Raw genomic sequence first — 25,659 nt, 5'->3', positions numbered from 1 at the left:
GGATGATATGGATACGTCATTGGCTGAGGAAGTTCAGCACACCGCGACCACGCTGCAATCAGACAGCTTTTTCTTTATGTCGCCTTATCGCAGTTTTACCACGTCAGGCTGTTTTGCCCGTTTTTCTGAATCCGCCGTTGGCGGCGACGATCCGGCAGGTGCCTTCCAGCAAAAGCTGGCGCAGGCGTTTCAGCATGCCAAAGACAGCGGAATAAGCCACCCGATTATGGTCGGCGCTATTCCGTTCGATACCCGCAAACCGTCGTCACTGTTTATTCCGCAAAACTGGCAGACCTTTTCCCGCCCGGCGCGACAAAAATCCGCGCGTTATCTCCCAGGGGCGCAGGAGCTGTCCGTCACCCGACGCACCGAAATCCCCCTCAGCCCGTTTTTGAAGAGATGGTGGCCCGCGCCGCTGCGCTCACCGCTACGCCGCAGGTCAATAAAGTGGTGTTGTCGCGCCTGATTGATATCGCCGCTGACCAGAAGATTGACAGCGGGGCTCTGCTCGAGCGTCTGATCGCGCAGAACCCGGCGAGTTTTAACTTCCACGTGCCGCTCGAAGACGGCGGCGTGCTGCTGGGTGCAAGCCCGGAGCTGCTGCTGCGCAAAGAGGGGGCGCATTTTAGCTCGCTGCCGCTGGCCGGTTCCGCGCGTCGTCAGCCGGACGACATGCTGGATCGCGAAGCCGGTAACAAGCTGCTGGCCTCGGAAAAAGATCGCCACGAGCATGACCTGGTCACGCAGGCGATGAAAACCGTGCTCGAAAAACGCAGCCATCATCTGACCATGCCCTCTTCGCCGCAACTGGTGACGACGCCGACGCTCTGGCATCTGGCGACGCCGGTGGAGGGCGACGCGCACGACAACGAAAACGCCCTGACGCTGGCCTGCCTGCTGCACCCGACGCCCGCCCTGAGCGGTTTCCCGCATCAGGCGGCGAAACAGCTGATCGCGGAGCTGGAGCCGTTCGATCGCGAACTGTTTGGCGGCATCGTCGGCTGGTGCGACAGCGAAGGTAACGGCGAGTGGGTGGTGACGATCCGCTGCGCGCGCATTCATCAGAATTCTGTTCGCCTGTTCGCGGGCGCGGGCATTGTCCCGGCCTCTTCACCGGTCGGTGAGTGGCGCGAAACCGGGGTGAAACTCTCCACCATGCTGAACGTTTTTGGTCTGCACTGAGGAACCATCATGAGCATTCCCTTTACCCGCTGGCCCGAAGACTTTGCCCGGCGCTACCGCGAAAAAGGCTACTGGCAGGATCTGCCTCTGACCGATATTTTGACCCGCCACGCCGGGAGCGAGGCGACGGCGATTATCGACGGCGAGCGTCAGTACACTTATCGCCAGTTCCATCAGGCCGTCAACAATCTCGCCTCCGCGTTGCAGGCGCAGGGCGTGAAACGCGGTGAAACGGCGCTGGTGCAGCTCGGCAATGTCGCCGAGTTTTACGTCACCTTCTTCGCGCTGCTGCAGGTGGGCGTTGCGCCCGTAAATGCCCTGTTCAGCCATCAGCGCAGCGAACTGAACGCCTACGCCGCGCAGATTGAACCGGCGCTGCTGATTGCCGATCGCCAGCACGCGCTGTTCGCGGGCGATGAATTCCTGAATACCTTTGTCGATCAGCACCGCTCCGTGCGTGTGGTGTTGCTGCGTGGCGATACGGGCGAACATGCGCTTGAAGCTGCAATTGCGCGCCCGGCGGATAACTTTATCGCCAGCCCAACTCCGGCCGACGAAGTGGCCTTTTTCCAGCTCTCCGGCGGCAGTACCGGCACGCCGAAGCTCATCCCGCGCACGCACAACGATTACTACTACAGCATTCGTCGCAGCAACGAGATTTGCGCCATCAACAGCCAGACGCGCTACCTGAACGCGCTGCCTGCCGCGCATAACTACGCCATGAGTTCCCCCGGCTCCCTGGGCGTGTTCCTCGCGGGCGGCTGCGTGGTGCTGGCCACCGATCCGAGCGCCACACTCTGCTTCCCGCTGATCGAAAAACATCAGATTAACGTCACCTCGCTGGTGCCACCGGCGGTCAGCCTGTGGCTGCAGGCGATTGCCGAAGGGGCGGGCAATGCACAGCTCGCCTCGCTGGCGCTGCTGCAGGTGGGCGGGGCGCGTTTGTCTGCGACCCTTGCCGCACGTATTCCGGCGGAAATCGGCTGCCAGCTGCAGCAGGTGTTTGGCATGGCGGAAGGGCTGGTGAACTACACGGCGCTCGACGATTCCCCGGAAAAAATCATGAACACCCAGGGCCGTCCGATGTGTCCGGACGATGAAGTGTGGGTGGCCGATGAACAGGGCAATCCTCTGCCACGCGGCGAAGTGGGACGTCTGATGACGCGCGGGCCGTACACGTTCCGTGGCTATTTCAACAGCCCGGAGCACAACGCCAGCGCCTTTAACGCCGACGGTTTTTACTGCTCCGGCGATCTGATCGCCATCGATGAACAGGGTTACATCACCGTTCAGGGGCGCGAAAAAGATCAGATCAACCGTGGGGGCGAGAAGATTGCCGCCGAAGAGATCGAAAACCTGCTTCTGCGCCACGACGCGGTCATTCATGCGGCGCTTGTCAGCATGGAAGACAGCCTGCTCGGCGAGAAAAGCTGTGCGTATCTGGTGGTGAAAACCCCGCTGCGGGCGGTGGAGGTGCGGCGTTTCCTGCGTGAGCAGGGCGTGGCGGATTTCAAGCTGCCGGATCGTGTCGAAAGCGTGGATGCGCTGCCGCTGACGCCGGTAGGAAAAGTGGACAAGAAACAATTGCGCCTGTGGCTGGCCGAACGCGCCCAGGGCTGAGGAGTTAAAAATGGCAATTCCAAAATTAACCGGTTATGCGCTGCCAACGGCGGCCGATCTGCCAGACAACAAAGTGAGCTGGGCGTTTGAGCCGGAGCGCGCGGCGCTGCTGATCCACGATATGCAGGATTATTTCCTCAACTTCTGGGGCGATAACTGCCCGATGATGGAGCAAGTGGTGGCGAACATCGCCCAACTGCGCGATTACTGCAAAAAGCACAACATTCCGGTCTACTACACCGCGCAGCCGAAAGAGCAGAGCGATGAAGATCGCGCCCTGCTGAACGACATGTGGGGACCGGGCCTGACCCGTTCACCGGAGCAGCAGCGCATTGTCGCGGCGCTAACCCCGGATGAAGCCGATACGGTGCTGGTGAAATGGCGCTACAGCGCGTTCCACCGCTCGCCGCTGGAACAGATGCTCAAAGAGACGGGCCGCAATCAGCTGCTGATCACTGGTGTGTACGCGCACATCGGCTGTATGACGACCGCGACCGACGCTTTCATGCGCGATATCAAACCGTTCTTTATCGCGGATGCACTGGCCGATTTCAGCCGCGAAGAGCACCTGATGTCCCTCAAATACGTGGCGGGCCGAACCGGTCGCGTGGTGATGACTGACGAACTGCTGCCGTCCGTGCCGGCAAGCAAAGAGGCTCTGCGCGCCGTCGTGCTGCCGCTGCTTGATGAATCCGACGAGCCGATGGATGACGAAAACCTGATCGATTACGGTCTGGACTCCGTGCGCATGATGGCTCTCGCGGCTCGCTGGCGCAAAGTGCATGGCGATATCGACTTCGTGATGCTGGCGAAAAACCCGACCATTGATGCCTGGTGGGCGCTGCTTTCCCGCGAGGTGAAGTGATGGCCGGATTCGATTTTACCGGCAAAACCGTCTGGGTGACGGGGGCCGGAAAGGGCATCGGGTACGCCACGGCGCGGGCCTTCGTGGAGGCGGGGGCGCGGGTGACGGGTTTTGATCTCGCTTTTCCCGAGCAGGATTACCCGTTTGCCACTGAAGTGCTGAACGTGGCGGATGCTACCGAGGTGAACGAGGTTTGCGGGCGCGTGCTGGCGACCATCGATCGCCTCGACGTGCTGGTTAACGCGGCAGGGATTTTGCGCATGGGGGCGACGGATCAGCTCTCTCAGGACGACTGGCAGCAGACTTTTGCGGTTAACGTCGGTGGGGCGTTCAATCTGTTCCAGCAGACGATGGGCCAGTTCCGCCGTCAGCAGGGCGGGACGATTGTGACGGTCGCCTCTGACGCTGCGCACACGCCGCGCATCGGCATGAGCGCGTATGGCGCGTCGAAAGCGGCGCTGAAAAGCCTGGCCCTGACGGTCGGGCTGGAGCTGGCAGGCAGCGGCGTGCGCTGCAATATTGTCTCGCCTGGCTCGACGGATACGGACATGCAACGCACATTGTGGGTGAGCGACGACGCCGAGCAGCAGCGCATTCGTGGGTTTGGCGAGCAGTTTAAGCTCGGCATTCCGCTGGGTAAAATCGCGCGTCCCCATGAAATTGCCAACACCATTCTGTTCCTCGCCTCGGATCTGGCCAGCCACATCACGCTGCAGGATATCGTGGTGGATGGCGGCTCAACCCTGGGGGCGTAGATGATCTGGAAACGTCATTTGTCCCTCGAAGAGCTGAACGCCACCAGTCACAACACCATGGTGGCGCACCTCGGGATGGTTTACACGCGTATCGGTGACGACACGCTGGAAGCGGAAATGCCGGTGGATGCGCGAACGCATCAGCCGTTTGGTCTGCTGCACGGCGGGGCTTCGGCGGCGCTGGCGGAGACGCTCGGTTCAATGGCCGGTTTTCTGATGACCCGCGACGGGCAAAACGTGGTGGGTACGGAGCTGAACGCCACCCATCATCGCGCCGTGTCACAGGGCAAAGTGCGCGGTGTGTGTCAGCCGCTGCACCTCGGGCGTCAGAACCAAAGCTGGGAGATCGCGATCTTTGACGAGCAGGGGCGGCGCTGCTGTACCTGCCGGTTAAGTACGATGGTGCTCGGGTAATTTGGTTGCGTGGGATTGCCCGGTAAACGTACAGCCACCGGGCAATCTTCGTCTTACAGCATTGAAATCACCCGCTTTAACAGGCGAATGCGTGGCTCAATCGAGGCTTTATCCAGCCACTCGGCAGGGCTATGGAAACCGGCACCGATCGGCCCGAATCCGTCGAGAGTCGGAATGCCGAGCGCTGCCGTATGGTTAGCATCGCTGCCTCCGCCCACGGCCTGCCAGGTGATGTCGATTCCTTCCTCTTTGCCAGCCTTTTCCACCTGCTGCATCAGCACCTGAGTCGCTTCGCTGGCCGCCATCGCAGGCTTGTGATTAACGCGGTTAAGCGTGGTCGTCACTCCCTTCAGAAAACCGTTTTCGCACAGGGCGGTGAGCGCACGATGTACACGGGCGTCTTCGTCATTTTCCCAGAAACGCACATCAAGCTCCGCAACGGCGCTGTCCGCCACCACGTTTGCCGCGCTTCCGCCGTTGATCACCCCAACGTTGAGGGTGGTGCCGCGATCCCAGTCTGCCAGGGCATTGATGGCGATAACGCTGTTAGCGAGGGAGGTGATCGCCGAACGGCCTTTCTCCGGATCGTTCCCCGCGTGCGCCGCCACGCCGCTAAACGTCAGATGATATCCGGCCATCCCTTTACGGGCTTTCACCAGTGAGCCGTCGGCGCGGGCGGCTTCGCACACCAGCACGCAGCGGGCGCGTTTGGCCAGTCCGCCGATCCATTCGTGAGAGTAAACTGAGCCGGTCTCTTCGTCCGGATTCATCGCCACGGCAATGGAAAGGCGCGCTTTGTCGGCTGTATCCAGCTCGCGCATCGCCCACAGAATATTGAGTAACCCGCTTTTCATGTCCGAGACGCCCGGCCCGTACAGACGAGTATCATCCTCGCTCATCGGGCGCTCCGCGACGGTGCCCGGCGCAAAGACCGTATCCAGATGGCCCACCAGCAGGACATCCAGCTTTTCTGCGTCGGGTTTATTGCAGACCAGCACGCCCGGGCCGACCTGCTCACCAAGATTCACCCGCTCGGTGTGCCAGCCCTCCTGCTGCCACAGTGATTCCATAATGCCGGCAACGGTGGCAACGCCTGCCAGAGTCTGGGTCCCGCAGTCTACGTTCACCAGGGTTTTCAGTTCGTTGATGTAATGGTCAAGATTCATGGTTCCGTCCTGTTCAGAGAATAATGCGCATCAGCAGCATGGCTAAGAAGGCGTTGATGACCGAAATGGCAATCATCAGAGGAATGCGTTTGGCGCGGGTTCCGATCACGCCAAGAATGCGGCCCAGATACTGGACCTGAGAACCCATCAGATAGATGGCCGGGGCGAGAATTGCCAGATGTTCGCCGCTCAGAATACCTTTATCAAACAGGCCGATAGCGACACCAATACCGCCGCCCATCGACATCCAGCCGCCAATCAGCACTGCGGCCGCTTCACCCGGCAGGCCGAACAGGCCCATCAGCGGGGCGAAAATCATCCCCAGCCCTTTGAGTGCGCCGGTGATCTCCAGCGCTTTAATGATGATAAAAGCCATCACCACGTTCGGCAGGGTACTGCTGGTGGCGATGCTCCAGCCTTTACGCGCGCCCTCGACAAAAACATCGGTAATGACGGGATTGGATTGCGGTGCACTCATGAGGCTTCTCCTTCTGCCTGTTGGGCCACGGCGGCTTTGTTACCGGTGAGTAAGAGGATTAGGCGCAGGATGTTGGCGCCGACGATTTTCATGATGAACATCACGGCGACACAGGTGCCGATGGAGGTCGGGACGGCGGCGGTGCCGTCTATCGCGATCAGGGTGAATAAAATGGCGCCGGAGGAGAAGAAGTTGGTGATCATCGCCCCCGCCGAGAACTGGAACATCGCAAAGACGTCTTTCTCGTTTTCGCTGATTTGCCCTTCATCGGCGAGATTACGGGTGAGCGACGCGCCGACATCGGTGCTTTGCAGGCTGCCGATCAGCGCCAGTCCGGTGGTGCCCGGAATGCCAATCAGCGGGCGCAGCAGAGGCGTCAGCAGTTTACGCGCCGCCCGCAGCGCGCCGTAATGTTCCAGCACGTTGATCATGCCGAGTGCGAACATCACCGCCGGAATCAGCCCCAGCGCAAACAGAAACCCGTCCATCGCGCCGCTGCCGCCGGTACCGCGAAAGGCGCTGGTCGCCGTGGTCAGGGTACCGTCTTCGAGGCTGGCTTTGCTGACCACTTTGCCGAAAGCCCCGTTGAGCGTGGTGAAATCAAACACGCCGTACCACTCTTTTCCCCCTAACAGGCCGGAGAAGAAAACGGCGGCGAAAGCCAGCGCGAAATAGGCGCCTGGCCCTACCTTATAGTCCTGAGGTATTGAACTTTTCATATCCTTTTCCTTGTTAACGTGCGAATACACAAGGGTATTTTGTTGATTATTTGCTCAGATAAGATGATTCAAATCATTTCGACAGGGGGCTTTGCCAGGAAAAACCAAAAATGTGACGGGGGAGGAGAGAGGAAAACGCACGCAGAAGGCACGAAAGTGATCCGCTTAACACTGTGGCGTAAATATCTGGTTTGACCACACATTATTGCGTTTCAGAGTTGTTAAATTTTAAGCAGTGATCTAGAAACAAAATGTAACATCTCACTGTTTCACGCTAACGGACAACAACTATGAACAACTCAGGGAAATACCTCATCTGGGCAGTGCTCTCCGTTGTGGGCGCATTTGCTCTGGGCTATATCGCCCTCAACCGTGGTGAACAGATCAATGCGCTATGGATTGTCGTCGCTTCCGTCTGCATTTATCTGATCGCGTATCGTTTTTACGGGCGCTTTATTGCTGACAAAGTGTTGGCGGTAGATGGCACGCGCATGACACCTGCGGTTCGTCATAACGACGGGCTTGACTACGTCCCGACGGATAAAAAAGTGCTGTTCGGTCACCATTTTGCGGCGATTGCCGGGGCGGGGCCGCTCGTCGGGCCGGTGCTGGCGGCGCAGATGGGCTATCTCCCTGGGATGATCTGGATCCTCGCGGGCGTAGTGCTGGCCGGTGCGGTGCAGGATTTTATGGTGCTGTTCGTCTCGACCCGTCGCGACGGGCGCTCGCTCGGTGAGCTGGTGAAAGAGGAGATGGGCGCAACGGCCGGGGTGATCGCCCTGATCGCCACCTTTATGATCATGGTGATCATTCTGGCGGTGCTGGCGATGATCGTGGTGAAAGCCCTGACCCACAGCCCATGGGGAACGTACACCGTGGCCTTTACCATCCCGCTGGCGATTTTCATGGGGATCTACATTCGCTATATCCGCCCTGGGCGCATTGGCGAAGTGTCGGTGATTGGCCTGTTCTTCCTGGTCTTCGCGATTATCTCCGGCGGCTGGGTGGCGGAAAGCCCGACATGGGCGCCGTACTTTGATTTTACTGGCGTGCAGCTGACCTGGATGCTGGTGGGCTACGGTTTTGTGGCGGCGGTTCTGCCGGTCTGGCTGCTGCTGGCCCCGCGCGATTACCTCTCCACCTTCCTCAAAATCGGTACGATCGTGGGGCTGGCGATCGGGATTCTGATCATGCGCCCGACCCTGACGATGCCGGCGCTGACCAAATTTATCGACGGTACCGGCCCGGTCTGGACCGGTAACCTGTTCCCGTTCCTGTTTATCACTATCGCCTGTGGTGCCGTCTCGGGCTTCCATGCCCTGATCGCATCTGGCACCACGCCGAAGATGCTGGCCAATGAAAATCAGGCCTGCCTGATTGGCTACGGCGGTATGCTGATGGAGTCCTTCGTCGCGATTATGGCGCTGGTCTCTGCCTGCATTATCGATCCGGGCGTGTACTTTGCGATGAACAGCCCGATGGCGGTGCTGGCGCCGGCCGGAACCGTTGACGTGGTCGCCTCTGCGGCGCAGGTGGTGAGCGGCTGGGGCTTTGCGATTACGCCGGAAACCCTGACCCATATCGCTAACGAAGTCGGGGAGCAGTCGATTATCTCCCGTGCGGGTGGTGCGCCGACCCTGGCGGTGGGGATGGCCTATATTCTGCACGGCGCGCTCGGCGGGCTGATGGATGTGTCGTTCTGGTATCACTTCGCCATTCTGTTCGAGGCGCTGTTTATTCTAACGGCGGTGGATGCGGGGACGCGCGCGGCGCGCTTTATGCTGCAGGATCTGCTGGGGGTGATTTCGCCGAACCTTAAACGCACGGATTCGCTGCCCGCCAACCTGCTGGCAACGGCGCTGTGCGTGCTGGCGTGGGGTTACTTCCTCCATCAGGGGGTCGTCGATCCGCTCGGCGGGATCAATACCCTGTGGCCGCTGTTCGGTATCGCTAACCAGATGCTGGCAGGCATGGCGCTGATGCTCTGCGCGGTGGTGCTGTTCAAAATGAAGCGTCAGCGTTACGCGTGGGTGGCGCTGCTGCCAACGGCGTGGCTGCTGATCTGTACGCTCACCGCAGGCTGGCAGAAAGCGTTTAGCCCGGACAACAAAGTCGGCTTCCTCGCGATCGCCAATAAATTCCAGGCGATGATCGACAGCGGCAAGATCCCGGCGCAGTATACGGAGTCGCAACTGTCACAGCTGGTGTTTAACAACCGTCTGGATGCTGGGCTGACAATCTTCTTTATGGTGGTGGTTGTGGTGCTGGCGTTGTACTCTCTGAAGACCGCGCTGGCGGCACTGAAAGAAGACAAGCCGACCGCGAAAGAGACGCCATACGAGCCGATGCCAGAAAATCTGGATGAGATTGTGGTTCAGGCAAAAGGGGCACATTAATCATCATGCCGGGTGGGGCTTGCGCTCACCCGGCCTGCTATTTTCACCACTCCGGGAACCGAATCATGTTCGATACCTTATCCAAAGCAGGGAAATACCTCGGCCAGGCGGCCAAAATGATGATCGGCGTGCCGGACTATGACAATTATGTCGAGCATATGCGGGTTACGCATCCGGACCAGACGCCAATGACCTACGAGGAATTTTTCCGCGATCGTCAGGACGCCCGTTACGGCAGCAAAGGTGGGGCGAAGTGCTGTTAACCCTCTTTCGGGTGATACAGACTGATCTGCTCCTGCGTGCAGCCATAAATGGCCGCAAGTTTTTCACGCGTGCGCTTTTGCGGGCGTGAGTCGATCGCCTCGAGCTGTGAAACGGCAGACTGACTGATGCCCAGTTTGTCGGCAACGTCCTGTTGAGATAAGCCGCGCAAAATACGCCAGGCAGCCTGCAGACTGACATTTTCTTTATGCATCACGTCGCAGACATCACCCGGTAGCTCGACATCATCATAGGTATCGTGCTCACACTCGATATCTTCCAGATCGCTATCCCTCTCGTCATCGTTTTCCGACAGCTGTAAACACATGCGCGAATATTCATGCCAGGGGATCACCACAAACTGCGTTGTTCCTTCATCATCCTGAATTAGCTGAACAGCCATAGGGCACAATCTCCTCATGCAGATAAGTGGTTGAGGTTCTGCGTTTTTTGACCAACAAATCGATTTGAATCTACGCACTTTACACCCACATTTTTTATAAGGAAATAATAAGACTATTAGACAATTTCCGAATTTCTTATGGGCACTGTAAGGCACAGAATTTGCGGGTGAAAGAGGCAAAATAGATGGCTGCGAGGCCCCTCGCAAGCGCCTCCGTCAGGCGACAGAGGCGTGCAAAAAACCTGGAATCAGGCCGGCAAAAAAGTCTCAGGCATTGAGGCCGCCATCCACATCCAGACCGGTGCCAGAGATTTGTCCTGCCGCCGGGCTTGCCAGGAAGGTGACCGCCGCCGCGATATCTTCCGGCTGGCCGTAATGACCGATGGCGATCAGCTGGCGCTGAGAGTCGGCCTGCTCGCCATCTTCCGGGTTCATGTCGCTGTTGGTAGGGCCGGGATGGACCAGATTGACGGTGATGCCGCGCGGTCCCAGATCGCGGGCCAGACCTCGGGTCAGGGAGTTAAGCGCCGATTTCGTCATGGAATAGACTGCTATGCCCGGCTGGGCGACGCGGTTGGCGAGACAGCTGCCGATATTGATGATGCGCCCGCCGTCAGACAGATGGACCAGCGCGGCCTGAGTGGCGATCACCACGCCGCGAATGTTGACGTTGATAAGGGCATCAATGTCCGCCAGCGTCATGGACTCCAGAGGACCGCCGCGCGCAATCCCGGCGTTATTGACCAGAATATCCAGCCCACCGAGCGTGCGTGCCGCCTGCGTAACGGCATCCTGAATGGCCTCCGCGCTGGCGCTGTCTGCCTGAATGGCCTCGCTGTTTCGCCCCAGCGCCGCAATCTCTGCGGCGACGGCCTGGGCTTTATCAGCGGATTTTTCATACGTAATAACCACGTCGGCCCCGGCCTGAGCCAGGGATAGCGCGATGGCACGGCCCAAACCACGACTGGCGCCAGTAACCAGCGCCTTCTTACCCGTTAAATCGATCTGCATGATGACCTCGTTGCGAGAGTGGTGAGAATCATCATTAGGTATAGACGGTCGAAGCGATTAGCGGCTGAGGTTTTCCACCTTCACCAATGCGGCGTAAAGCGACTCGGGCGTAAGTGTCACCGGCAGAGAGTGAATCGACTCCACCGGGCGCAGCGTATGGGCGATCACCTTATCCAGTTCAGCGCGGTTGTTGATATCCACCTCCAGTTCGCGAAGGGTCGTTGGCAGATGAAAACGCTGATACGACGCAATTAACTGCGCGAGAACATCGTCCTGACCGAGCAGGGCGCTCTGCACCAGAATGCCGTAGGCCACTTTGGTGCCGTGGAGGAATTTTTCGGTCTGCGGCAGAACCGTTAAACCGTTATGCACCGCATGTGCAGCCGCCACGCGGGTATAGCGCTCGCCCAGCCCGCCAACCATCCCGCCACCGGCGATAATGGCGTCGACCACATCGCGAAATGCCTGGGTTTGTTCGCCGCGCGCCTGATCGGCCAGCGCCTGCTCGCTGCTCTCCAGCAGCACGTCGCGGATCGCCAGCGCGCCGTTAATGCCAAGCCGCACCGTCAGAGGCAGCGCTTCCGGTTTCGGTGCCAGCACCACCGCTTCGTACCATTTCGCCAGCGTATCGCCGATACCCGCCAGCAGGTATTCCGCCGGGGCGTTGAGGATGATCTGTGGCTCGACCAGCACCAGGAAGTTGGCGTCATCGAAAATCTCAAACTGAAGCGCCTGACCGGCGTCGTTGTACCACACGGACAGCGGCGTCCAGGCCGCGCAAGTGGCGGCGATAGTCGGAATGCCGACGAATGGCGCACCCAGACGACGCGCCACGGCTTTGACCGTGTCCATCACTGCGCCGCCGCCCACGCCGATCACCACGCTGACATCATCGCCCGCGTCATTCACCAGATGGGTGACATCGCGCTCGCTGCAGTGGCCTTTAAACAGCAGATGCTTCGCGCCTGCGGCGTGGAAGCTGTCAGGCAGGAACGGGCGGGCACCTTCGATGGCGCGTTCACCGTAAATCCACACCGCGCGGGACAGCTGTTCCGGGGTGAAGAAATCGCTCAGGCGCGCGAGGCTGCCGTTGTGGGAGAAATAGTTTGCCGGGCCGGGTACGACGCGAATATCAGTGTGACTCATGAGGGTGTCCTTTTTGCGAAGCGCTAACCCGATGTTATGTCTGGACATCCGGATGGCTAATAATATTTAGCTTTATCTTATGCCTTTTCTATCATTGCCAGTCAACCCGAGCTGTGAAAAATTCCATAAATCAAAATATTAAATAAGAAGGAATGACAGCGGATGGGTTCCAGTCGCCTTGAGATGCGCGGTATCAGCCTGGCCTTTTCCGGCTTTCAGGCATTGTCGCGCGTGGATTTCACCCTGACGGGCGGTTCTGTTCATGCGCTGACGGGGGCCAACGGGGCGGGGAAATCGACGCTGATGGCGGTGCTCTGCGGCACGCATGACCACTACGAGGGCGAAATCAGCATTAACAATCAGCCGGTGGCCATTCGTGAACCGCTGGACGCCAAGCTGCTGGGCATTCACCTGGTGCAGCAGGAGGTGGACGTGGCGCTGATCCCAGGCCTCAGTATCGCCGAAAACATTATGCTCGATAATCTGGCGCAGCCGGGCCATCGCTACCGCTGGCGCGCGATTCGCGAGCAGGCGCAGCAGGCCCTGGCGCAGCTGGATATCTCCCTTAATGTCCGTCGTTCCATCGATAGCTGCACCCTCGCCGAAAAGCAGCAAATTCTGCTGGCGCGGGCGTTGTCGCATCACTGCCGTTTTCTGATTCTGGATGAGCCGACCGCACCGCTGGACGCGCACGAAAGCGAGCGCCTGTTCGCGGTTGTCCGACGCCTGCAACAGCAGGGGATCGGCGTGGTGTTTATCTCCCATCGCATTCATGAGCTGAAAGCCATTTGCGACACCTTAACGGTGCTGCGCGACGGCAAGCTGATTGAGTCCGGGCCGATGGCGTCACTCTCCGGCGAAGACATCGTCGAGAAGATGCTCGGCCATGAGCTGAGTGATATTTATCCGCCTGCGCGACCGCCGCACAGTGATGAAACCTTGCTGCGCGTGGAAGGGCTGCACGACGAAGCGCTGCTAAAAGATATCTCCCTGCACCTGCGCAAGGGCGAAATTCTTGGCATTGCGGGGCTTGCCGGGGCGGGAAAAACCGAGCTGTGCAAAGCGCTGTTTGGCGCCTCGAAAAGCCGCGTCGATCGCGCAGAGCTGAACCATCAGCCGTGGCAGCCGCGCGATCCGGCGGATTCTGTACTGCGCGGGCTGGCGCTGGTGCCGGAAGAGCGGCGCAAAGAGGGCATTTTTATCGACGAGCCGGTGAGCATGAATCTGGCCGTTAGCGCAGATCACAGCTTCTCGCGCTGGAGCCTGTTTGGACATCGTCAGGCGTGGCGCTGGGCTGAGGAGGTGATCGCCCGCGTCGGTATTCGGGCGCGGGGCCGGGGCAGGTTTTACGTCGTCTGTCAGGCGGCAATCAGCAGAAAGTGGCGATTGGCAAATGGCTGCGCGGCAACGCCAGCGTACTGATTTTTGACGAGCCGACCAAAGGCGTGGACGTGAAGGCCAAAACCGATCTGTTCCAGCTGATTGATGGCCTGGCGCGCGAAGGCAAAGGGGTGATTTATGCCTCCGGCGAATTCGCCGAGCTGGTGGGGTTGTGCGACCGCATCTGCGTGCTGTGGGACGGGCGTATCGTGGCGGAAGTCGCCGGGGCGCAGGCCCGCGAAGAGACATTACTTTATTATTCAACCGGAGGTACGGCGTCGTGAGCAAGGCCCTTTCAGTGAATGCGACGGCGTCGGGCCGTCAGCAGTTTTTCGATTTTCTCTACAAATGGGGCATGTTGCTGACCGTTGTCGCGCTGGTGGCGATTTTTGGCATCGCATCGGACAACTTCCTCGATCCTTTTAACATCATCAATATTTTACGTTCCATCGCCATTGTGACAGTGATTGCCATCGGGGTGTCGATCTCCCTGACCGTCGGCGGGTTTGATCTCTCCGTAGGCTCGACGGCGTCGCTGGCCAATGCGCTGGTGATTTCACTCTTCGTCTGGCACGGCTTCGGCACCACCGAGTCGATTCTGATCACCCTGGCGCTCTGTACGCTGGTCGGGCTGTTTAACGCCTTCCTGATTGTCATCCTGCGGATTCCGGACATGCTGGCGACCCTCGCCAGTCTGTTTGTGATTCAGGGCGTGGCGATGACCTACAGCTACGGCGGATCGATTACCGAAAACATGGTGCTGCCGAGCGGCGACATGGCTGAAGGGACTATTCCGGCGGCGTTCGGGCTGCTCGGCCAGGTGCCGACCATTGTGATCATCATGCTGGTGGTGACGGCGCTGGCGCAGCTGGGCCTCTCCCTGACCACCCACGGACGACGCATGTACGCCATCGGCGGAAACCCGGAAGCGGCGCGTCTGTCTGGAATTCGCACCACGCGCTACAAAGTGGCGGCGTATGTGATTGCCTCTCTGCTGGCCGGGTTAGGCGGCATTTTGCTGGCGTCACGCATTGGATCTTCGCAGGTCAATGCGGGCGGCGGTTATCTGATGGACGCGGTAGCCGCGGCGTGGATTGGCTTCTCGCTGGCGGGTTCCGGTAAACCCAACGCGCTGGGAACCCTGGTGGGGGCGGTGATTTTAGGCGTGCTGTCGAACGGGCTGGTGATGCTCTCGGTTCCGTATTACGCCATGGACATTATAAAAGGGCTAGTGCTGGCAGTGGCACTGGCGATTACCTACATACAAAAACGTTAACAACACAATGGGATAACAGAATGAAAAAAATACCACTCTCTTTGATGGCGCTGGGGTTACTGACCGCGTTACCGGGTTACGCGGCCACCCCAGCACCCGTTCCGGCGGCGATTGCAAACCATGACGGTCCGATTCGTATCGCGGTGATCCGCAACCTTGGCTCCGACGACAACACCACGCAGTTTGTCTCGGGCGCGATTCAGGAAGGGAAAAAGCTCGGCTTTAAGGTCAGCACCTTTTTAAGCAACGGCGATGACGCCAAATTCCAGGATTTCGTCAACCAGGCTATCAGCCAGAAATATGACGGGATTATTCTCTCCCAGGGCCGCGATCCTTACTCCACGGCGCTGGTGAAAAAGGCCGTGGATGCCGGGATCAAAGTGGCGGTGTTTGATACGGCCGTCAACGGTGAGATTCCGGGCGTGACCGTCACTCAGCAGGATGATGCCTCCCTGACGAATCTCTCCTTCGGCCAGTTGGCGAAAGATTTCAACGGCAAAGCCAATATTATCAAGCTGTGGGTCGCGGGTTTTCCGCCGATGGAGCGCCGTCAGGCGGCGTACCAGGCGCTGCAAAAAGAGTATCCGGGCATCAAAGAGCTGGAGTCGATTGGTGCGGTGTCCTCTGACGTGCAGGGCGATACGGCGAACAAAGTGGGCGCGGTGCTGGCGAAGTACCCGAAAGGCCAAATCGATGCGATCTGGGGGACCTGGGATGCCTTCAGCCAGGGCGCTTACAAAGCGCTGAAAGAGAATGGTCGCACCGAGATCAAACTCTACAGCATCGATATTTCGAACCAGGATCTGCAGCTGATGCGTGAATCCGGCAGCCCGTGGAAAGTGAGCGTGGCGGTTGACCCGAAACTGATTGGTGCCACTAACGTGCGCCTGATCGCCAATAAAATCGCAGGTGAAACCACGCCAGCGACCTACGACTTTAAAGCGGCGGCAATTCCACAGGCACTGCTGGCGGCCCAGCCGGGTGCGGTCAATGTGGCATCACTCGGAAAAATCATTCCGGGCTGGGGCCAGACCGAAGATTTCGTCGCGCCGTGGTTTGCGACTCTGGAAGCGAAGAGCAAATAATATTGCCCGGTGGCGCTGCGCTAACCGGGCCTACGTTCTGTAGGCCGGAGAAGGCGTAGCCGCCATCCGGCAAAAGGAACGGATATGTCCTCTCAATTACCTACACCGGAATACAGCCGCAATATGCGGCTCATCGGTCACAGCGATCAGGGCGGTCGCCCGGACGGCGTTCAGCTGATGGTCCATCGCGGCTTTGCCTACATCGGGCATATGGTGTCGCAGGGCTTTTCCATCGTCGACGTACGCGACCCGAAAAATCCCAAAGCGGCGGGCTACGTGGCTGCGCCGCCGGGTACCTGGAATGTGCACCTGCAGGCCCATGACGATCTGTTACTGGTCATCAACGCCCGCGATCTGTTTGCCGACGCCCGTTTTGCCGATGAAAAGGTCTACTACACCCGCCAGGTAGGGCACACCGTCAGCGACGTGCAGGACAAAGGCTGGAGCGCAGGGCTGCGAATTTTTGATATCTCCACGCCGGACAAACCGCGTGAAATCAGCTTCTTGTCACTCGACGGGATCGGCATTCATCGCATCTGGTACGTCGGCGGGCGCTGGGCGTATGTCTCGGCGCTGATTGACGGCTTTACCGACTACATTTTCCTGACTATCGATCTTGCCGATCCGCGCAAACCGGAAGTGGCAGGCCGCTGGTGGCTGCCGGGGATGAATCAGGCGGCAGGCGAACAACCGGGCTGGCCGGAGGGCAAACGCTACGCGCTGCATCATGCGATCATCGCAGGCGATACCGCCTACGGCAGCTGGCGCGACGGCGGGCTGACCCTGCTGGATGTGAAGGACAGAACCCAGCCGAAGCTGATTAGCCATCGCAACTGGAGCCCGCCGTTTGGCGGTGGTACGCATACCGCGCTGCCGCTGCCCGACCGGGACCTGCTGGTGGTGCTGGACGAAGCGGTGCTCGATAACCAGGAGGACGGTGAAAAGTTGATCTGGCTGTTTGATATCCGCGAGCCGTCGAACCCGGTCAGTATCTCGACCTTCCCGCAGCCGGAAGAGACAGATTACGTGGCGAAAGGGGCGCACTTCGGGCCGCACAATCTGCATGAAAACCGACCCGGGAGTTTTATCAGTTCGACGCTGATATTCGCCACCTACCAGAATGCAGGCGTGCGCGCGTACGACATTTCGAATCCGTACCGCCCGGTGGAAACCGGCGCGCTGGTTCCGGCCGCGCCGGAAAAGATGATGGACACGCGCCCTCATCGCCCGCAGGTGATTCAGTCATGCGACGTGTTTGTGGATGCGCAGGGGATTATCTACAGCACGGATTACAACGGCGGGCTGTCGGTGATTGAGTATCTGGGATAGGTGTGACAGGCCGGGCAGGCGACATCGCCACCCGGCAAGAGTTACGGAATCAGCTGTACTGGCGAACACGCGCCACGAGTTCTTCGGCGCTGTCGATTCGGTCGGCAATCACAATCAACGCTCTGCCGAGCGTAATGGCGTGGCGCAGGCACTCGTGGCGCATTGCTTCGTCCGCAATGGTGTCGATATCCGCCACGTGCGACAGCCCAACGCTTCGGCGAATCAGCTCGGTGCCGCAAAAACCGATGGCATCGGTCCAGACCTTTTTCAGAAATTCCGACGCATAGCCCGGCACGCTCAGGGCCGCATCGCGGGTTTTTTCACGTGCCAGCGCCTGGAAACGTTCCGCGAAGGTGTTCCACAGCTCCTGAATATCCGTCAGGCGCTGCTCGCGGGCGGCAGCGGCATCGCGAATACCCAGATGGCCCGGCAGACCACAGAAGTTCAGCAGCAGATTGCCGATGGCGGTGCCGATATCAAAACCGATCGGCCCGTAATAGCCGAACTCGGCGTCAATCGCCTTCAGGCTGCCCTCTGCGACAAAAATCGAGCCGCTGTGAATATCGCCGTGCAGCAGCGCTTCGGCCTGCGAGAAGAAACGGTGCTTGAGCGAGGCGACGGCAATTTTCAGCCGATCGTCACTGCGCAGAGCGTCCACGTCCGCTTCCAGCGCCGCCGGATAGTTATTGCGCTCGTGGATCTGATACGGATCGTTAAAGAACAGATCCTCGGTGATCTCACACATTTCCGGGTTGATGTACTTCGCCACCTGCGCCTTTTTGACGTGCGGATGGAGGTAAAAATCGCTGGTGTGGAACAGGGTGTGAGCGAGATATTCCCCCAGCTGACGCGAAGCCTGCGGGTACCAGACGCCGCTAATCAGCTCGCCGCGCCAGATTTTATGGCTGGAGAGATCTTCCATCACCATCACCGCCAGCTCCGGGTCGTAATGGTGGATTTTGACCGTGTGCTGCGGGCTGTGCTGGTAGTGCTCGACCAGGGTTTGCGCTTCGAGGCGGGCGCGATCCAGCGTCAGTGGCCAGGACTCACCCACGCAGCGCACGTAAGGCAGCGCCTGCTTGACGATGATACGGCTGACGCCGTTGGCATCGAAAATTTTAAACACCAGATTGAGGTTGCCGTCGCCCACTTCCTGCGCCTCCACCAGCGATGATGGGTCATCAAGGCCGCCGAACTGCTTTGCATATTCCACGGCATCCTGGGCGGTAAAGGTACGGTATTGCGACATTGCCTGTTCCTCATCAGTTCTGGTAATAAAGACATTTAGACGTCTATACATCTGAATTTTATCCTGACACAATGTGATACAACAACGCAACAGAGAATTAACGACATGCAGACATTACAGACGACAAGCCTGCGGGTGGCGGGTAATCAGCTATTTATTCTCGACCAACAGGCGCTTCCGCAGGAGAAACGCTGGCTGGATGCCTCTACGGTAGAGGCGCTGGTCGGCCACATTCACGCGCTCAGAGTGCGCGGCGCGCCGTTGATTGGGCTGTCTGCGAGCCTTTTGCTGGCGCTGCTGGCCGAGGCAGGGAAAAGCCGCGACGAGCTGGCGTTGGCCCTCGACACTTTGCGGGCGTCACGCCCAACGGCCGTGAACCTGATGAACAATCTCGATCGCATGAAGCAGGCGCTGTGGCAGGAGGATTTTGTCCCTGCGCTGAGCGCTGAGGCCCTGCGTCTGATCGATGAGGACAAGCAGCTTTGCGATGCCATCGCCCGCGCCGGAAGCGAACTGGTGAAGCCTGGAAGCCGTCTGCTGACCCACTGCAATACCGGTGGGCTGGCGACTGCGGGCGTTGGTACGGCGCTGGGGGTGATTGCGGTTGCTCATCAGCAGGGAAAAATCGCCAGTGTCTGGGTGGATGAAACGCGCCCGCTGTTGCAGGGCGGCAGACTCACCGCCTGGGAACTGGGCGAATTGGGCGTGCCGTATCAGCTGATCACCGACTCTATGGCCGCCAGCCTGATGGCGAAAGGGCAGGTGGACGCAGTGTGGGTCGGGGCGGATCGCATTGCCGCCAACGGCGATGTGGCGAACAAAATCGGCACTTACTCACTGGCGGTACTGGCGAAATTCCACGGTATTCCCTTTTATGTTGCAGCACCGCAAACCACCCTGGACCCGAACTGTCCGAACGGCGATGCCATCCCTATTGAGCAGCGCGCGGCCAGCGAAGTAACGGGTGTTGCCGGGAGTTTTGGTGCGGTGCAGTGGGCACCGGAAGAGGCGAAAGTCTACAACCCGGCGTTTGACGTGACGCCTGCGGCGCTGATCAGCGGGTGGGTGCTGGATACGGGCGTGGTGTGGCCGGAAGCGGTGGCAAAAGGGGAATTCGCCTGAGAGCGGTTATCCTTTAGGGCATCCCCTTGGGAGGAAAGAAACGTGACCCGTGATTCTGCTTTAACGCTCGAACGGGTGAAGGATGGGGCATCGTGCTGGAGCGGCTGGTTGTTGATGCGAACGGACTGAAGCGCTAAAAGCGTCTACCGCTGTAAAAGCCGGGTCAGCGTTCGCGCCGCCCGGCAAAGCGCTTAAGCCAGTCGCGGATAGCCATCCGCGATTTCACTTCCCGTGAACTGCGCAATCCATCCTTCCGGGTTATCGAAAATGCGGATCGCGGTGAAGTTGGGTTCGGAACCCATATCAAACCAGTGCGGCGTGCCGGCGGGTACGGAGATGAGGTCATTTTTCTCGCACAGCACCTGGTACACCTGGTCTTCGATGTGCAGACAAAACAGACCAGCCCCCTCGACAAAGAAACGCACTTCATCTTCGCCGTGAGTATGTTCGTTGAGAAACTTCGCGCGCAGCGCCTCTTTCTGCGGGTTATCCGCGCGCAGGCTGATGACATCCCAGCTCTGATAGCCTTTCTCCGCCACCAGTTTATCGATCGCGTGCTGATACGCATTAATCACCGTTTCCGGTGCGGGATCGCGGCCTAAATCGCGGTCGGCTTCCCAGCGTTCAAAACGCACACCGCGGGCGTTGAGCTTTTCAGCGATATCACGGGCATCGGTGCTGTGCCACAGTGGGGCGCGGGTATCGGTGTCGGAATAAATGGTCAAAGCGCTCATGAAGGGATCTGCTCCGGATTAATCTCGTCGAATTGGTGTACCTGATGGTGGTGGCTCGCGCCATCGTCATCACCGCGAATCAGCTGCAGGGTACGAAAACCTGCCTGCTCAGCGGCGTCCAGCTCCTGGTGAATGTCCGAGAGGAACAGGATTTGCGACGGGGCGGCGCCGATCTGCGCGGCAATGGTGGTGTAGGACTGCACATCACGTTTCGCGCCCACGTGGGTATCGAAATAACCGCTGAACAGATGAGTAATATCACCTTCGTCGCTGTAGCCAAATAACAGTTTCTGCGCTGCGACAGAGCCAGAGGAATAAACATAGAGATCAATGCCTTGCGCTTTCCATTTTTCCAGCGCAGGCAAAACGTCCGGGTAGAGATGGCCCGTAAAATCGCCGTTGACGTATCCGTCCTGCCAGATGATCCCTTGCAGGGCCTTCAGGGCGGTGGATTTCCTGTCTTCATCCATAAACGTAAACAGGGTGTCGGTAAGCTCGCTGATGCTGGCGTGGGGGCCGGCGATTTCATCACGCAGATTGTCCAGAATGGATTTCACCGGTTCGGCGTACTGCTGGGCGGTGACAAACGCCGCCAGCCGCTCGCGCGCATAGGGGAATAGCACATTGTGGACAAAACGAATATCGCTGGTGGTCCCTTCAATATCCGTCACAATCGCGCGAATCATAATCTCTCCAGTTGTCGTAAACGCATTTCGCATTCAAATAAGAATTCAAGGCCTTCAAGGTGACGGCGGGCTTCGGCCACATCGCGTCCCCAGCAGGTTAAGCCATGACCGCGCAGAAGAAAACCATAATTAAGTGGGGTTTCCTGTGCGTAATGGGCGATTCGCGAGGCGAGGGCGTCAATATCCTGGTCGTTGTCGAACACCGGAATAACGAGGGTATCCAGATGGGTGGTCTGCCCGCTGAGGGATTTTTGCATCTCAAACCCGCTGATGCGCAGCTCGGCCGTTTTGGTCAGGCGCGACAGCACGGTGGCATTGACCGTATGCACGTGCAGCACCGCGTTGGCCTGTGGAAACAGGCGATAAATCAGCGTGTGCAAGCCCGTTTCCGCCGACGGTTTGCGCCCGGACGGCGCGCGGTTGGTGGCGATCTCCACTTGCAGGAAATCATCCGTTGTCAGGCTGCCCTTGTCTTTGCCAGATTCGCTCAGCCAGCACAGCGTGTCGTCCTGTCGCACGGACATGTTCCCGCCCGTCGCGGGGGCCCAGCCTTTGGCGCCAATCCAGCGGCAGGCGTCGACGAGTTGTGTGAGTTGCAGGTGGTCTGTCATTTTCCTTTACCCTCTCGGCAGGAATAATTATATGATTTAGACGTCTAAGCGTCTTGATTGCCAAAGACTAACATCGTGTTATAGTGGCAGCAACATAAGTATTACATGCAGGCACGACACAATGAGCAATAACCCGTTGATTCCGCAAAGCAAACTTCCCAATCTCGGTACCACCATCTTTACGCAGATGAGCGCGCTGGCCCAGGCGCATAACGCCATCAACCTTTCGCAGGGATTCCCTGACTTTGACGGCCCGACCTATCTGCAGGAGCGCCTGGCGCACCACGTGGCGCAAGGGGCCAATCAGTATGCGCCGATGACGGGCGCGCAGCCGCTGCGAGAGGCGATTGCCGATAAAACGGCTGAACTCTATGGCTACAAGCCGGACGCCAACAGTGAAGTGACGGTGACGGCGGGGGCGACAGAGGCGCTGTATGCGGCGATTACCGCGCTGGTGCGTACCGGTGATGAGGTGATTTGCTTCGATCCGAGCTACGACAGCTATGCGCCAGCCATTGAACTCTCCGGCGGCGTGGTCAAACGTGTTGCGCTTCAGCCGCCGCATTTTCGCCCCGACTGGCAGGCTTTCGCCGCGCTGCTGAGTGAGAATACCCGTCTGGTTATCCTTAATACGCCGCACAACCCGTCGGCGACCGTCTGGCGCAAAGCGGATTTCGCGGCGCTGTGGCAGGCGATTGCTGAACGTGAAATCTATGTGCTGAGCGACGAAGTCTACGAGCACATCTGTTTTGCATACGAGGGGCACGCCAGCGTGCTCGCCCATCCGCAGCTTCGCGAACGCGCCATCGCGGTGTCATCGTTTGGTAAAACCTATCACATGACCGGCTGGAAAGTGGGCTATTGCGTCGCGCCTGCGGCGATCAGCGCCGAGTTGCGTAAGGTGCATCAGTATCTGACGTTTGCCGTAAACACCCCTGCGCAGCTGGCGCTGGCGGATATGCTCCGCGCCGAACCAGAGCACTATCGTGAATTACCGGCGTTTTATCGCGCGCGACGGGATCGGTTTGTGAATGCGCTGAGCAACAGCCGGCTGGAAATTCTGCCGTGCGAAGGGACTTACTTCCTGCTGGCGGATTACAGCGCGATTTCCGATCTGGACGACGTCAGTTTTTGCCAGTGGCTGACCAAAGAGGCGGGCGTCGCCGCGATACCGCTGTCGGTATTTTGCGCCGACCCCTTCCCGCATAAACTGATTCGTCTCTGTTTTGCGAAGCAGGAATCGACGCTGTTAGCGGCGGCCGAGCGCCTGAACGCGCTGTGATTATTTAACGGTCCAGGCGTCTGAATAACGACGGTCTGCAAACAATTCCAGCAGGCCGTTGATCTGTTTCAGGCGCAGCACTTCGTCGCTGTCCATCCCAAGCTCCAGCCCGATTTTCTCATCGTCCCAGCCGAGCAACACCAGTTCCCGGACAATCTCCGACATCGAGTGGATTTGATGGCGCCCGCGCGCACGGTTGTGCCGAATGGTGGCGGCCATCCGGTCGAACTTCTCCTGCCGTTCTTTACGCAGGCAGGTGACGGGCAGATAGCCCTTCAACTGACGTTTTAACGCCGCCCGGTGGCTGCCAAGCTCACGCCGATGGAAACCGTCCACGATCTCGTAATTATGCGGGCCGTTTTCAGTGACCAGGATCGGCTGCGTAAAACCATCCAGCTCCAGCGATTTGCTGAGCAGGCGTTTTTCCGGCGGGGCCACGGTATTGGGGTTGTAATCGTTAGCGCTGATCTCTTCTTGTTTAATCCACAGTACGCAGTCGACGGGCTGTTCGTGAAAGGGGCTGAACTGGTGAATCGCCTGACGAAACGCGTTGATGGCCTCTATTTTCTTTTCTTCAGAAAGCGATTGCAGATAGTGCTCCATATCGTTAATTAATCGTTGTTGCATAAAATTCCCCACTGCTGGCGTTTGGTTTTCATTCGGTCACTGTAGCGCTGGTAATGCTTAGGTTTATTTGGGCTAAATGATAACGCCCGGCACCAATAATCATTATTAAGAAGTACTTTACAAATTCGCCGCCAGGAGGGAATGTCTTTTGAGCCAATATCCGCGTCCTGGGTATCCGGTATATTTTCCATGCCCTGTTTTTGATACCAGTGCAAATAGACGGCGATTTTGTTGCGATAATGTTCCGCCGTGGCGACAGGCATACTGTCGAGTAATAACAGGGCATATTCCTGCCAGCAAAGATGATCGGGTTTGAGAATTTTACGGTGGCCGTAAAAATGGTTGTCATGACCCGCGTATATGCCTCCGCTTCGCACACCGCTGACCCGCTCGCACATCGCCGCCCAGCGCTCCGGCTCCAGCACATGGTAGAGCCATAAGCCCTGGCGCTGCTCCGGGCCAAAGGGTTCGCAAATGCGCATATAGCGAAGTGGGACGCCCGCCTGGTACATCAGGTTGTACAGAGGGTTATAGCTGCAGCCGGTTTTGGCAAACCAGGTCCAGATATCGGCGGTTTTCCAGTCGTAGATGGGATACATATACCAGGCGTGGCCGCCGGGGGCGAAGGTGGTCCAGGGCTTGTCGTCCGCGAACCGCTGTTTGCGCGCGCTGGCGATACTCAGAAAGCGGTTATAGGACTCGTCAGCGCGAATGCCGATCAGCACCGCGGCAGGGCGTTTTTGCGCATACCAGTCGGAAAAGGCTCTGACGAACGATTCGAAGGTCATCCCTTGCTGATAGAAATCGAAATAGTGGGGATCGGTAATGGCGTCTTCCGGCGGCTGGCGGACCCAGTCGGAGCCCGGCTCCCAGCACTGCCACTCGGGCTGAAATTGTGACAGGGAGTTTTGCGTAGTGAGAGGCAATGCCACCCAGTAGAAGTGATCGATGACGTCGGAATAGTGCGCCCGCATGTTCTCGACATGTTCGATGGTGTAAGTAAATTGCGCCTCCCAGTCGATAAACAGAACGCTAATTTTCCGTTTCTGTTTACGCGCCCGCTGCGCCGTAAGATGCAACATAATGGTAGAATCTTTTCCACCGGAAAAAGAGACGCAGACTTTCGATAAGTTTTCGAGCGTCCAGTCGATTCTCTCTATTGCGGCGTCGAGAACATTCAGTTTAAGAGGATATTTATAGATGGACATAATCAATCTCTTTATGACTTTTTTTGCCATATCATTACTTCGTCGGGAATGACGTGGTGATAATAAAGCAATTCCCCTGCATGTAAAAAGAAAGTTGTCCTTAAATAAAATTTGATCGGGGAGTATCCCTGGTGTTTTGTGATAACACTCGGTTTTGTGCTGACTGAAATATTATGTTTCACAATATGCATTAAATAAAATACATTCATGAAAATGTTTCTGGCTATTAATAATAATTGGACTGCATGGGTTGCGGCGCATTAATAATAATTTTGTATTTTATAATGGGTAAATACAGCATCAAGGGCAAATTTATTTCCTCGCGAGAATAGAGGGGAGAAGGGCCGTCAACATCGTTATTCGGAAAAACCTATCACAGCCATAGACAGGAATGACCCGGTCGTGGATTGCTCAATGCCTGCCCGGGTGGTGTAATCGATACCGCTGTTACGACCTGACTCAGGTTCTGTAGAGCGCAACGCAACGCCAGCTCCGGCTGGCACTGAAGGTACCTACGGGGAATTCAGGTATCAGGGCCGCCCGTTGGGGCGGCCTTTTTACTTTTGGGCTACCCAACACCATTCACAACGTTGTCGGTTCGGGTTGTAAGGTATGACTGATTGATTTGATACGGCAAACGCATTAGCCCCATCA

23 protein-coding genes and 2 pseudogenes are annotated in these 25,659 nt (G+C 58.2%); 13 read left to right on the top strand and 12 right to left on the bottom strand.

Features of this window, described 5'->3' with window-relative positions:
• Positions 1–7: 7 nt before the first annotated feature.
• The 5 genes and pseudogenes from entC (at position 8) to entH (ending at position 4,836) form a co-directional block, all read left to right on the top strand.
• Positions 8–1,182 (top strand): annotated as a pseudogene (entC, locus tag DAI21_RS20890) (isochorismate synthase EntC).
• Positions 1,183–1,191: 9 nt separating this feature from the next.
• Complete coding sequence (gene entE / locus DAI21_RS20885; protein WP_107704074.1) at positions 1,192–2,802, top strand: (2,3-dihydroxybenzoyl)adenylate synthase EntE; 1,611 nt, start codon at positions 1,192–1,194, stop codon at positions 2,800–2,802.
• Between the two features lie 10 nt (positions 2,803–2,812).
• Positions 2,813–3,667: an isochorismatase gene (locus DAI21_RS20880; RefSeq protein ID WP_107704073.1), complete on the top strand. Its 855-nt coding sequence runs from the start codon at positions 2,813–2,815 to the stop codon at positions 3,665–3,667.
• Positions 3,667–4,422 carry a 2,3-dihydro-2,3-dihydroxybenzoate dehydrogenase EntA gene (gene entA, locus DAI21_RS20875; protein WP_107704072.1) on the top strand — a complete coding sequence of 252 codons (756 nt, stop codon included), beginning with the start codon at positions 3,667–3,669 and terminating at the stop codon, positions 4,420–4,422. Before DAI21_RS20880 ends, entA begins: the two co-directional genes overlap by 1 nt.
• Positions 4,423–4,836: a proofreading thioesterase EntH gene (entH, locus tag DAI21_RS20870; protein WP_100777268.1), complete on the top strand. Its 414-nt coding sequence runs from the start codon at positions 4,423–4,425 to the stop codon at positions 4,834–4,836.
• A 53-nt stretch (positions 4,837–4,889) separates the two neighbouring features.
• Here entH and DAI21_RS20865 read toward each other — a convergent pair whose 3' ends face one another.
• Genes DAI21_RS20865 through DAI21_RS20855 form a run of 3 tightly spaced genes read right to left on the bottom strand, consistent with a single transcriptional unit; the run spans position 4,890 to position 7,199 of the window.
• Positions 4,890–6,002, bottom strand: a complete 1,113-nt coding sequence (locus DAI21_RS20865) for a M20 family metallopeptidase (protein WP_107704071.1) — start codon at positions 6,000–6,002, stop codon at positions 4,890–4,892.
• Positions 6,003–6,015: 13 nt separating this feature from the next.
• Complete coding sequence (locus tag DAI21_RS20860; RefSeq protein ID WP_100777266.1) at positions 6,016–6,480, bottom strand: YjiG family protein; 465 nt, start codon at positions 6,478–6,480, stop codon at positions 6,016–6,018.
• Positions 6,477–7,199, bottom strand: coding sequence for a nucleoside recognition domain-containing protein (locus tag DAI21_RS20855; protein ID WP_100777265.1), 723 nt, complete (start codon positions 7,197–7,199; stop codon positions 6,477–6,479). Before DAI21_RS20855 ends, DAI21_RS20860 begins: the two co-directional genes overlap by 4 nt.
• Before the next feature lie 290 nt (positions 7,200–7,489).
• Between DAI21_RS20855 and cstA the strand changes: the two genes are divergently transcribed.
• Both cstA and DAI21_RS20845 read left to right on the top strand, forming a co-directional pair.
• Positions 7,490–9,595: a pyruvate/proton symporter CstA gene (gene cstA, locus DAI21_RS20850; RefSeq protein WP_100777264.1), complete on the top strand. Its 2,106-nt coding sequence runs from the start codon at positions 7,490–7,492 to the stop codon at positions 9,593–9,595.
• Between the two features lie 65 nt (positions 9,596–9,660).
• A complete protein-coding gene (locus tag DAI21_RS20845) occupies positions 9,661–9,858 on the top strand; it encodes a YbdD/YjiX family protein (protein WP_100777263.1) in 198 nt (65 codons plus the stop codon).
• Here the strand turns inward: DAI21_RS20845 and DAI21_RS20840 are convergent.
• The 3 genes from DAI21_RS20840 to DAI21_RS20830 all read right to left on the bottom strand — a co-directional run bounded on the left by DAI21_RS20840 (position 9,855) and on the right by DAI21_RS20830 (position 12,416).
• Entirely contained in the window at positions 9,855–10,259 is a 405-nt protein-coding gene (locus tag DAI21_RS20840) for a helix-turn-helix domain-containing protein (protein ID WP_107704070.1), read from the bottom strand. The genes DAI21_RS20845 and DAI21_RS20840 overlap by 4 nt on opposite strands.
• 267 nt (positions 10,260–10,526) lie before the next feature.
• The gene (locus tag DAI21_RS20835; protein WP_100777261.1) at positions 10,527–11,270 is read right to left on the bottom strand and encodes an SDR family NAD(P)-dependent oxidoreductase; all 744 of its coding nucleotides are present in this window, start codon (positions 11,268–11,270) and stop codon (positions 10,527–10,529) included.
• Positions 11,271–11,327: 57 nt separating this feature from the next.
• Entirely contained in the window at positions 11,328–12,416 is a 1,089-nt protein-coding gene (locus DAI21_RS20830; RefSeq protein ID WP_100777260.1) for an oxidoreductase, read from the bottom strand.
• A 162-nt stretch (positions 12,417–12,578) separates the two neighbouring features.
• On the opposite strand from DAI21_RS20830, the pseudogene DAI21_RS20825 reads away from it, so the two are divergent.
• The 4 genes and pseudogenes from DAI21_RS20825 (at position 12,579) to DAI21_RS20810 (ending at position 17,486) form a co-directional block, all read left to right on the top strand.
• Positions 12,579–14,080 (top strand): annotated as a pseudogene (locus DAI21_RS20825) (sugar ABC transporter ATP-binding protein).
• The gene (locus DAI21_RS20820) at positions 14,077–15,072 is read left to right on the top strand and encodes an ABC transporter permease (protein WP_107704069.1); all 996 of its coding nucleotides are present in this window, start codon (positions 14,077–14,079) and stop codon (positions 15,070–15,072) included. Before DAI21_RS20825 ends, DAI21_RS20820 begins: the two are co-directional and overlap by 4 nt.
• Before the next feature lie 20 nt (positions 15,073–15,092).
• Entirely contained in the window at positions 15,093–16,157 is a 1,065-nt protein-coding gene (locus DAI21_RS20815; RefSeq protein ID WP_107704068.1) for a sugar ABC transporter substrate-binding protein, read from the top strand.
• An 84-nt stretch (positions 16,158–16,241) separates the two neighbouring features.
• Positions 16,242–17,486 (top strand): LVIVD repeat-containing protein, encoded by a 1,245-nt coding sequence (locus DAI21_RS20810; protein WP_102104199.1) that lies wholly within the window; start codon positions 16,242–16,244, stop codon positions 17,484–17,486.
• Positions 17,487–17,535: 49 nt separating this feature from the next.
• Here DAI21_RS20810 and mtnK read toward each other — a convergent pair whose 3' ends face one another.
• Complete coding sequence (gene mtnK / locus DAI21_RS20805) at positions 17,536–18,735, bottom strand: S-methyl-5-thioribose kinase (RefSeq protein ID WP_107704067.1); 1,200 nt, start codon at positions 18,733–18,735, stop codon at positions 17,536–17,538.
• Between the two features lie 105 nt (positions 18,736–18,840).
• Between mtnK and mtnA the strand changes: the two genes are divergently transcribed.
• Positions 18,841–19,857 carry an S-methyl-5-thioribose-1-phosphate isomerase gene (gene mtnA, locus DAI21_RS20800; RefSeq protein ID WP_107704066.1) on the top strand — a complete coding sequence of 339 codons (1,017 nt, stop codon included), beginning with the start codon at positions 18,841–18,843 and terminating at the stop codon, positions 19,855–19,857.
• Between the two features lie 191 nt (positions 19,858–20,048).
• Here mtnA and DAI21_RS20795 read toward each other — a convergent pair whose 3' ends face one another.
• The 3 genes from DAI21_RS20795 to DAI21_RS20785 are packed head-to-tail and all read right to left on the bottom strand — an operon-like array spanning position 20,049 to position 21,888.
• Entirely contained in the window at positions 20,049–20,591 is a 543-nt protein-coding gene (locus DAI21_RS20795; RefSeq protein WP_100777253.1) for an acireductone dioxygenase, read from the bottom strand.
• Positions 20,588–21,277, bottom strand: a complete 690-nt coding sequence (mtnC, locus tag DAI21_RS20790) for an acireductone synthase (protein ID WP_107704065.1) — start codon at positions 21,275–21,277, stop codon at positions 20,588–20,590. The genes DAI21_RS20795 and mtnC overlap by 4 nt, the downstream gene beginning before the upstream one ends.
• A complete protein-coding gene (locus DAI21_RS20785) occupies positions 21,274–21,888 on the bottom strand; it encodes a methylthioribulose 1-phosphate dehydratase (protein WP_100777251.1) in 615 nt (204 codons plus the stop codon). The genes mtnC and DAI21_RS20785 overlap by 4 nt, the downstream gene beginning before the upstream one ends.
• A 121-nt stretch (positions 21,889–22,009) precedes the next feature.
• On the opposite strand from DAI21_RS20785, the gene DAI21_RS20780 reads away from it, so the two are divergent.
• Positions 22,010–23,170 carry a pyridoxal phosphate-dependent aminotransferase gene (locus DAI21_RS20780; RefSeq protein ID WP_107704064.1) on the top strand — a complete coding sequence of 387 codons (1,161 nt, stop codon included), beginning with the start codon at positions 22,010–22,012 and terminating at the stop codon, positions 23,168–23,170.
• Here the strand turns inward: DAI21_RS20780 and DAI21_RS20775 are convergent, their stop codons facing one another.
• Both DAI21_RS20775 and DAI21_RS20770 read right to left on the bottom strand, forming a co-directional pair.
• The gene (locus tag DAI21_RS20775) at positions 23,171–23,797 is read right to left on the bottom strand and encodes a ParB/RepB/Spo0J family partition protein (RefSeq protein ID WP_107704063.1); all 627 of its coding nucleotides are present in this window, start codon (positions 23,795–23,797) and stop codon (positions 23,171–23,173) included.
• On the bottom strand, positions 23,782–25,005 hold the full coding sequence (locus DAI21_RS20770) for a phosphoadenosine phosphosulfate reductase (RefSeq protein WP_107704062.1): 1,224 nt from the start codon (positions 25,003–25,005) through the stop codon (positions 23,782–23,784). The genes DAI21_RS20775 and DAI21_RS20770 overlap by 16 nt, the downstream gene beginning before the upstream one ends.
• Between the last annotated feature and the right edge of the window lie 654 nt (positions 25,006–25,659).

The organism is Lelliottia sp. WB101 (assembly GCF_003051885.1).
Classification (GTDB): Bacteria; Pseudomonadota; Gammaproteobacteria; order Enterobacterales; family Enterobacteriaceae; genus Enterobacter; species Enterobacter nimipressuralis.
This window is presented reverse-complemented; position numbering and strand designations above follow the sequence as displayed.

Excerpts from the sequence above, each read along its gene's own strand:
- DAI21_RS20855 (WP_100777265.1), bottom strand. The coding sequence starts at position 7,199 with ATGAAAAGTTCAATACCTCAGGACTATAAGGTAGGGCCAGGCGCCTAT.
- DAI21_RS20830 (WP_100777260.1), bottom strand. The coding sequence starts at position 12,416 with ATGAGTCACACTGATATTCGCGTCGTACCCGGCCCGGCAAACTATTTC.
- DAI21_RS20845 (WP_100777263.1), top strand. The coding sequence starts at position 9,661 with ATGTTCGATACCTTATCCAAAGCAGGGAAATACCTCGGCCAGGCGGCC.
- DAI21_RS20840 (WP_107704070.1), bottom strand. The coding sequence starts at position 10,259 with ATGGCTGTTCAGCTAATTCAGGATGATGAAGGAACAACGCAGTTTGTG.
- entH (WP_100777268.1), top strand. The coding sequence starts at position 4,423 with ATGATCTGGAAACGTCATTTGTCCCTCGAAGAGCTGAACGCCACCAGT.
- mtnC (WP_107704065.1), bottom strand. The coding sequence starts at position 21,277 with ATGATTCGCGCGATTGTGACGGATATTGAAGGGACCACCAGCGATATT.
- DAI21_RS20810 (WP_102104199.1), top strand. The coding sequence starts at position 16,242 with ATGTCCTCTCAATTACCTACACCGGAATACAGCCGCAATATGCGGCTC.
- DAI21_RS20880 (WP_107704073.1), top strand. The coding sequence starts at position 2,813 with ATGGCAATTCCAAAATTAACCGGTTATGCGCTGCCAACGGCGGCCGAT.
- DAI21_RS20865 (WP_107704071.1), bottom strand. The coding sequence starts at position 6,002 with ATGAATCTTGACCATTACATCAACGAACTGAAAACCCTGGTGAACGTA.
- DAI21_RS20780 (WP_107704064.1), top strand. The coding sequence starts at position 22,010 with ATGAGCAATAACCCGTTGATTCCGCAAAGCAAACTTCCCAATCTCGGT.
- DAI21_RS20795 (WP_100777253.1), bottom strand. The coding sequence starts at position 20,591 with ATGAGCGCTTTGACCATTTATTCCGACACCGATACCCGCGCCCCACTG.
- mtnA (WP_107704066.1), top strand. The coding sequence starts at position 18,841 with ATGCAGACATTACAGACGACAAGCCTGCGGGTGGCGGGTAATCAGCTA.
- cstA (WP_100777264.1), top strand. The coding sequence starts at position 7,490 with ATGAACAACTCAGGGAAATACCTCATCTGGGCAGTGCTCTCCGTTGTG.
- DAI21_RS20835 (WP_100777261.1), bottom strand. The coding sequence starts at position 11,270 with ATGCAGATCGATTTAACGGGTAAGAAGGCGCTGGTTACTGGCGCCAGT.
- DAI21_RS20815 (WP_107704068.1), top strand. The coding sequence starts at position 15,093 with ATGAAAAAAATACCACTCTCTTTGATGGCGCTGGGGTTACTGACCGCG.
- mtnK (WP_107704067.1), bottom strand. The coding sequence starts at position 18,735 with ATGTCGCAATACCGTACCTTTACCGCCCAGGATGCCGTGGAATATGCA.
- entE (WP_107704074.1), top strand. The coding sequence starts at position 1,192 with ATGAGCATTCCCTTTACCCGCTGGCCCGAAGACTTTGCCCGGCGCTAC.
- DAI21_RS20770 (WP_107704062.1), bottom strand. The coding sequence starts at position 25,005 with ATGTCCATCTATAAATATCCTCTTAAACTGAATGTTCTCGACGCCGCA.
- DAI21_RS20785 (WP_100777251.1), bottom strand. The coding sequence starts at position 21,888 with ATGACAGACCACCTGCAACTCACACAACTCGTCGACGCCTGCCGCTGG.
- DAI21_RS20775 (WP_107704063.1), bottom strand. The coding sequence starts at position 23,797 with ATGCAACAACGATTAATTAACGATATGGAGCACTATCTGCAATCGCTT.
- DAI21_RS20860 (WP_100777266.1), bottom strand. The coding sequence starts at position 6,480 with ATGAGTGCACCGCAATCCAATCCCGTCATTACCGATGTTTTTGTCGAG.
- entA (WP_107704072.1), top strand. The coding sequence starts at position 3,667 with ATGGCCGGATTCGATTTTACCGGCAAAACCGTCTGGGTGACGGGGGCC.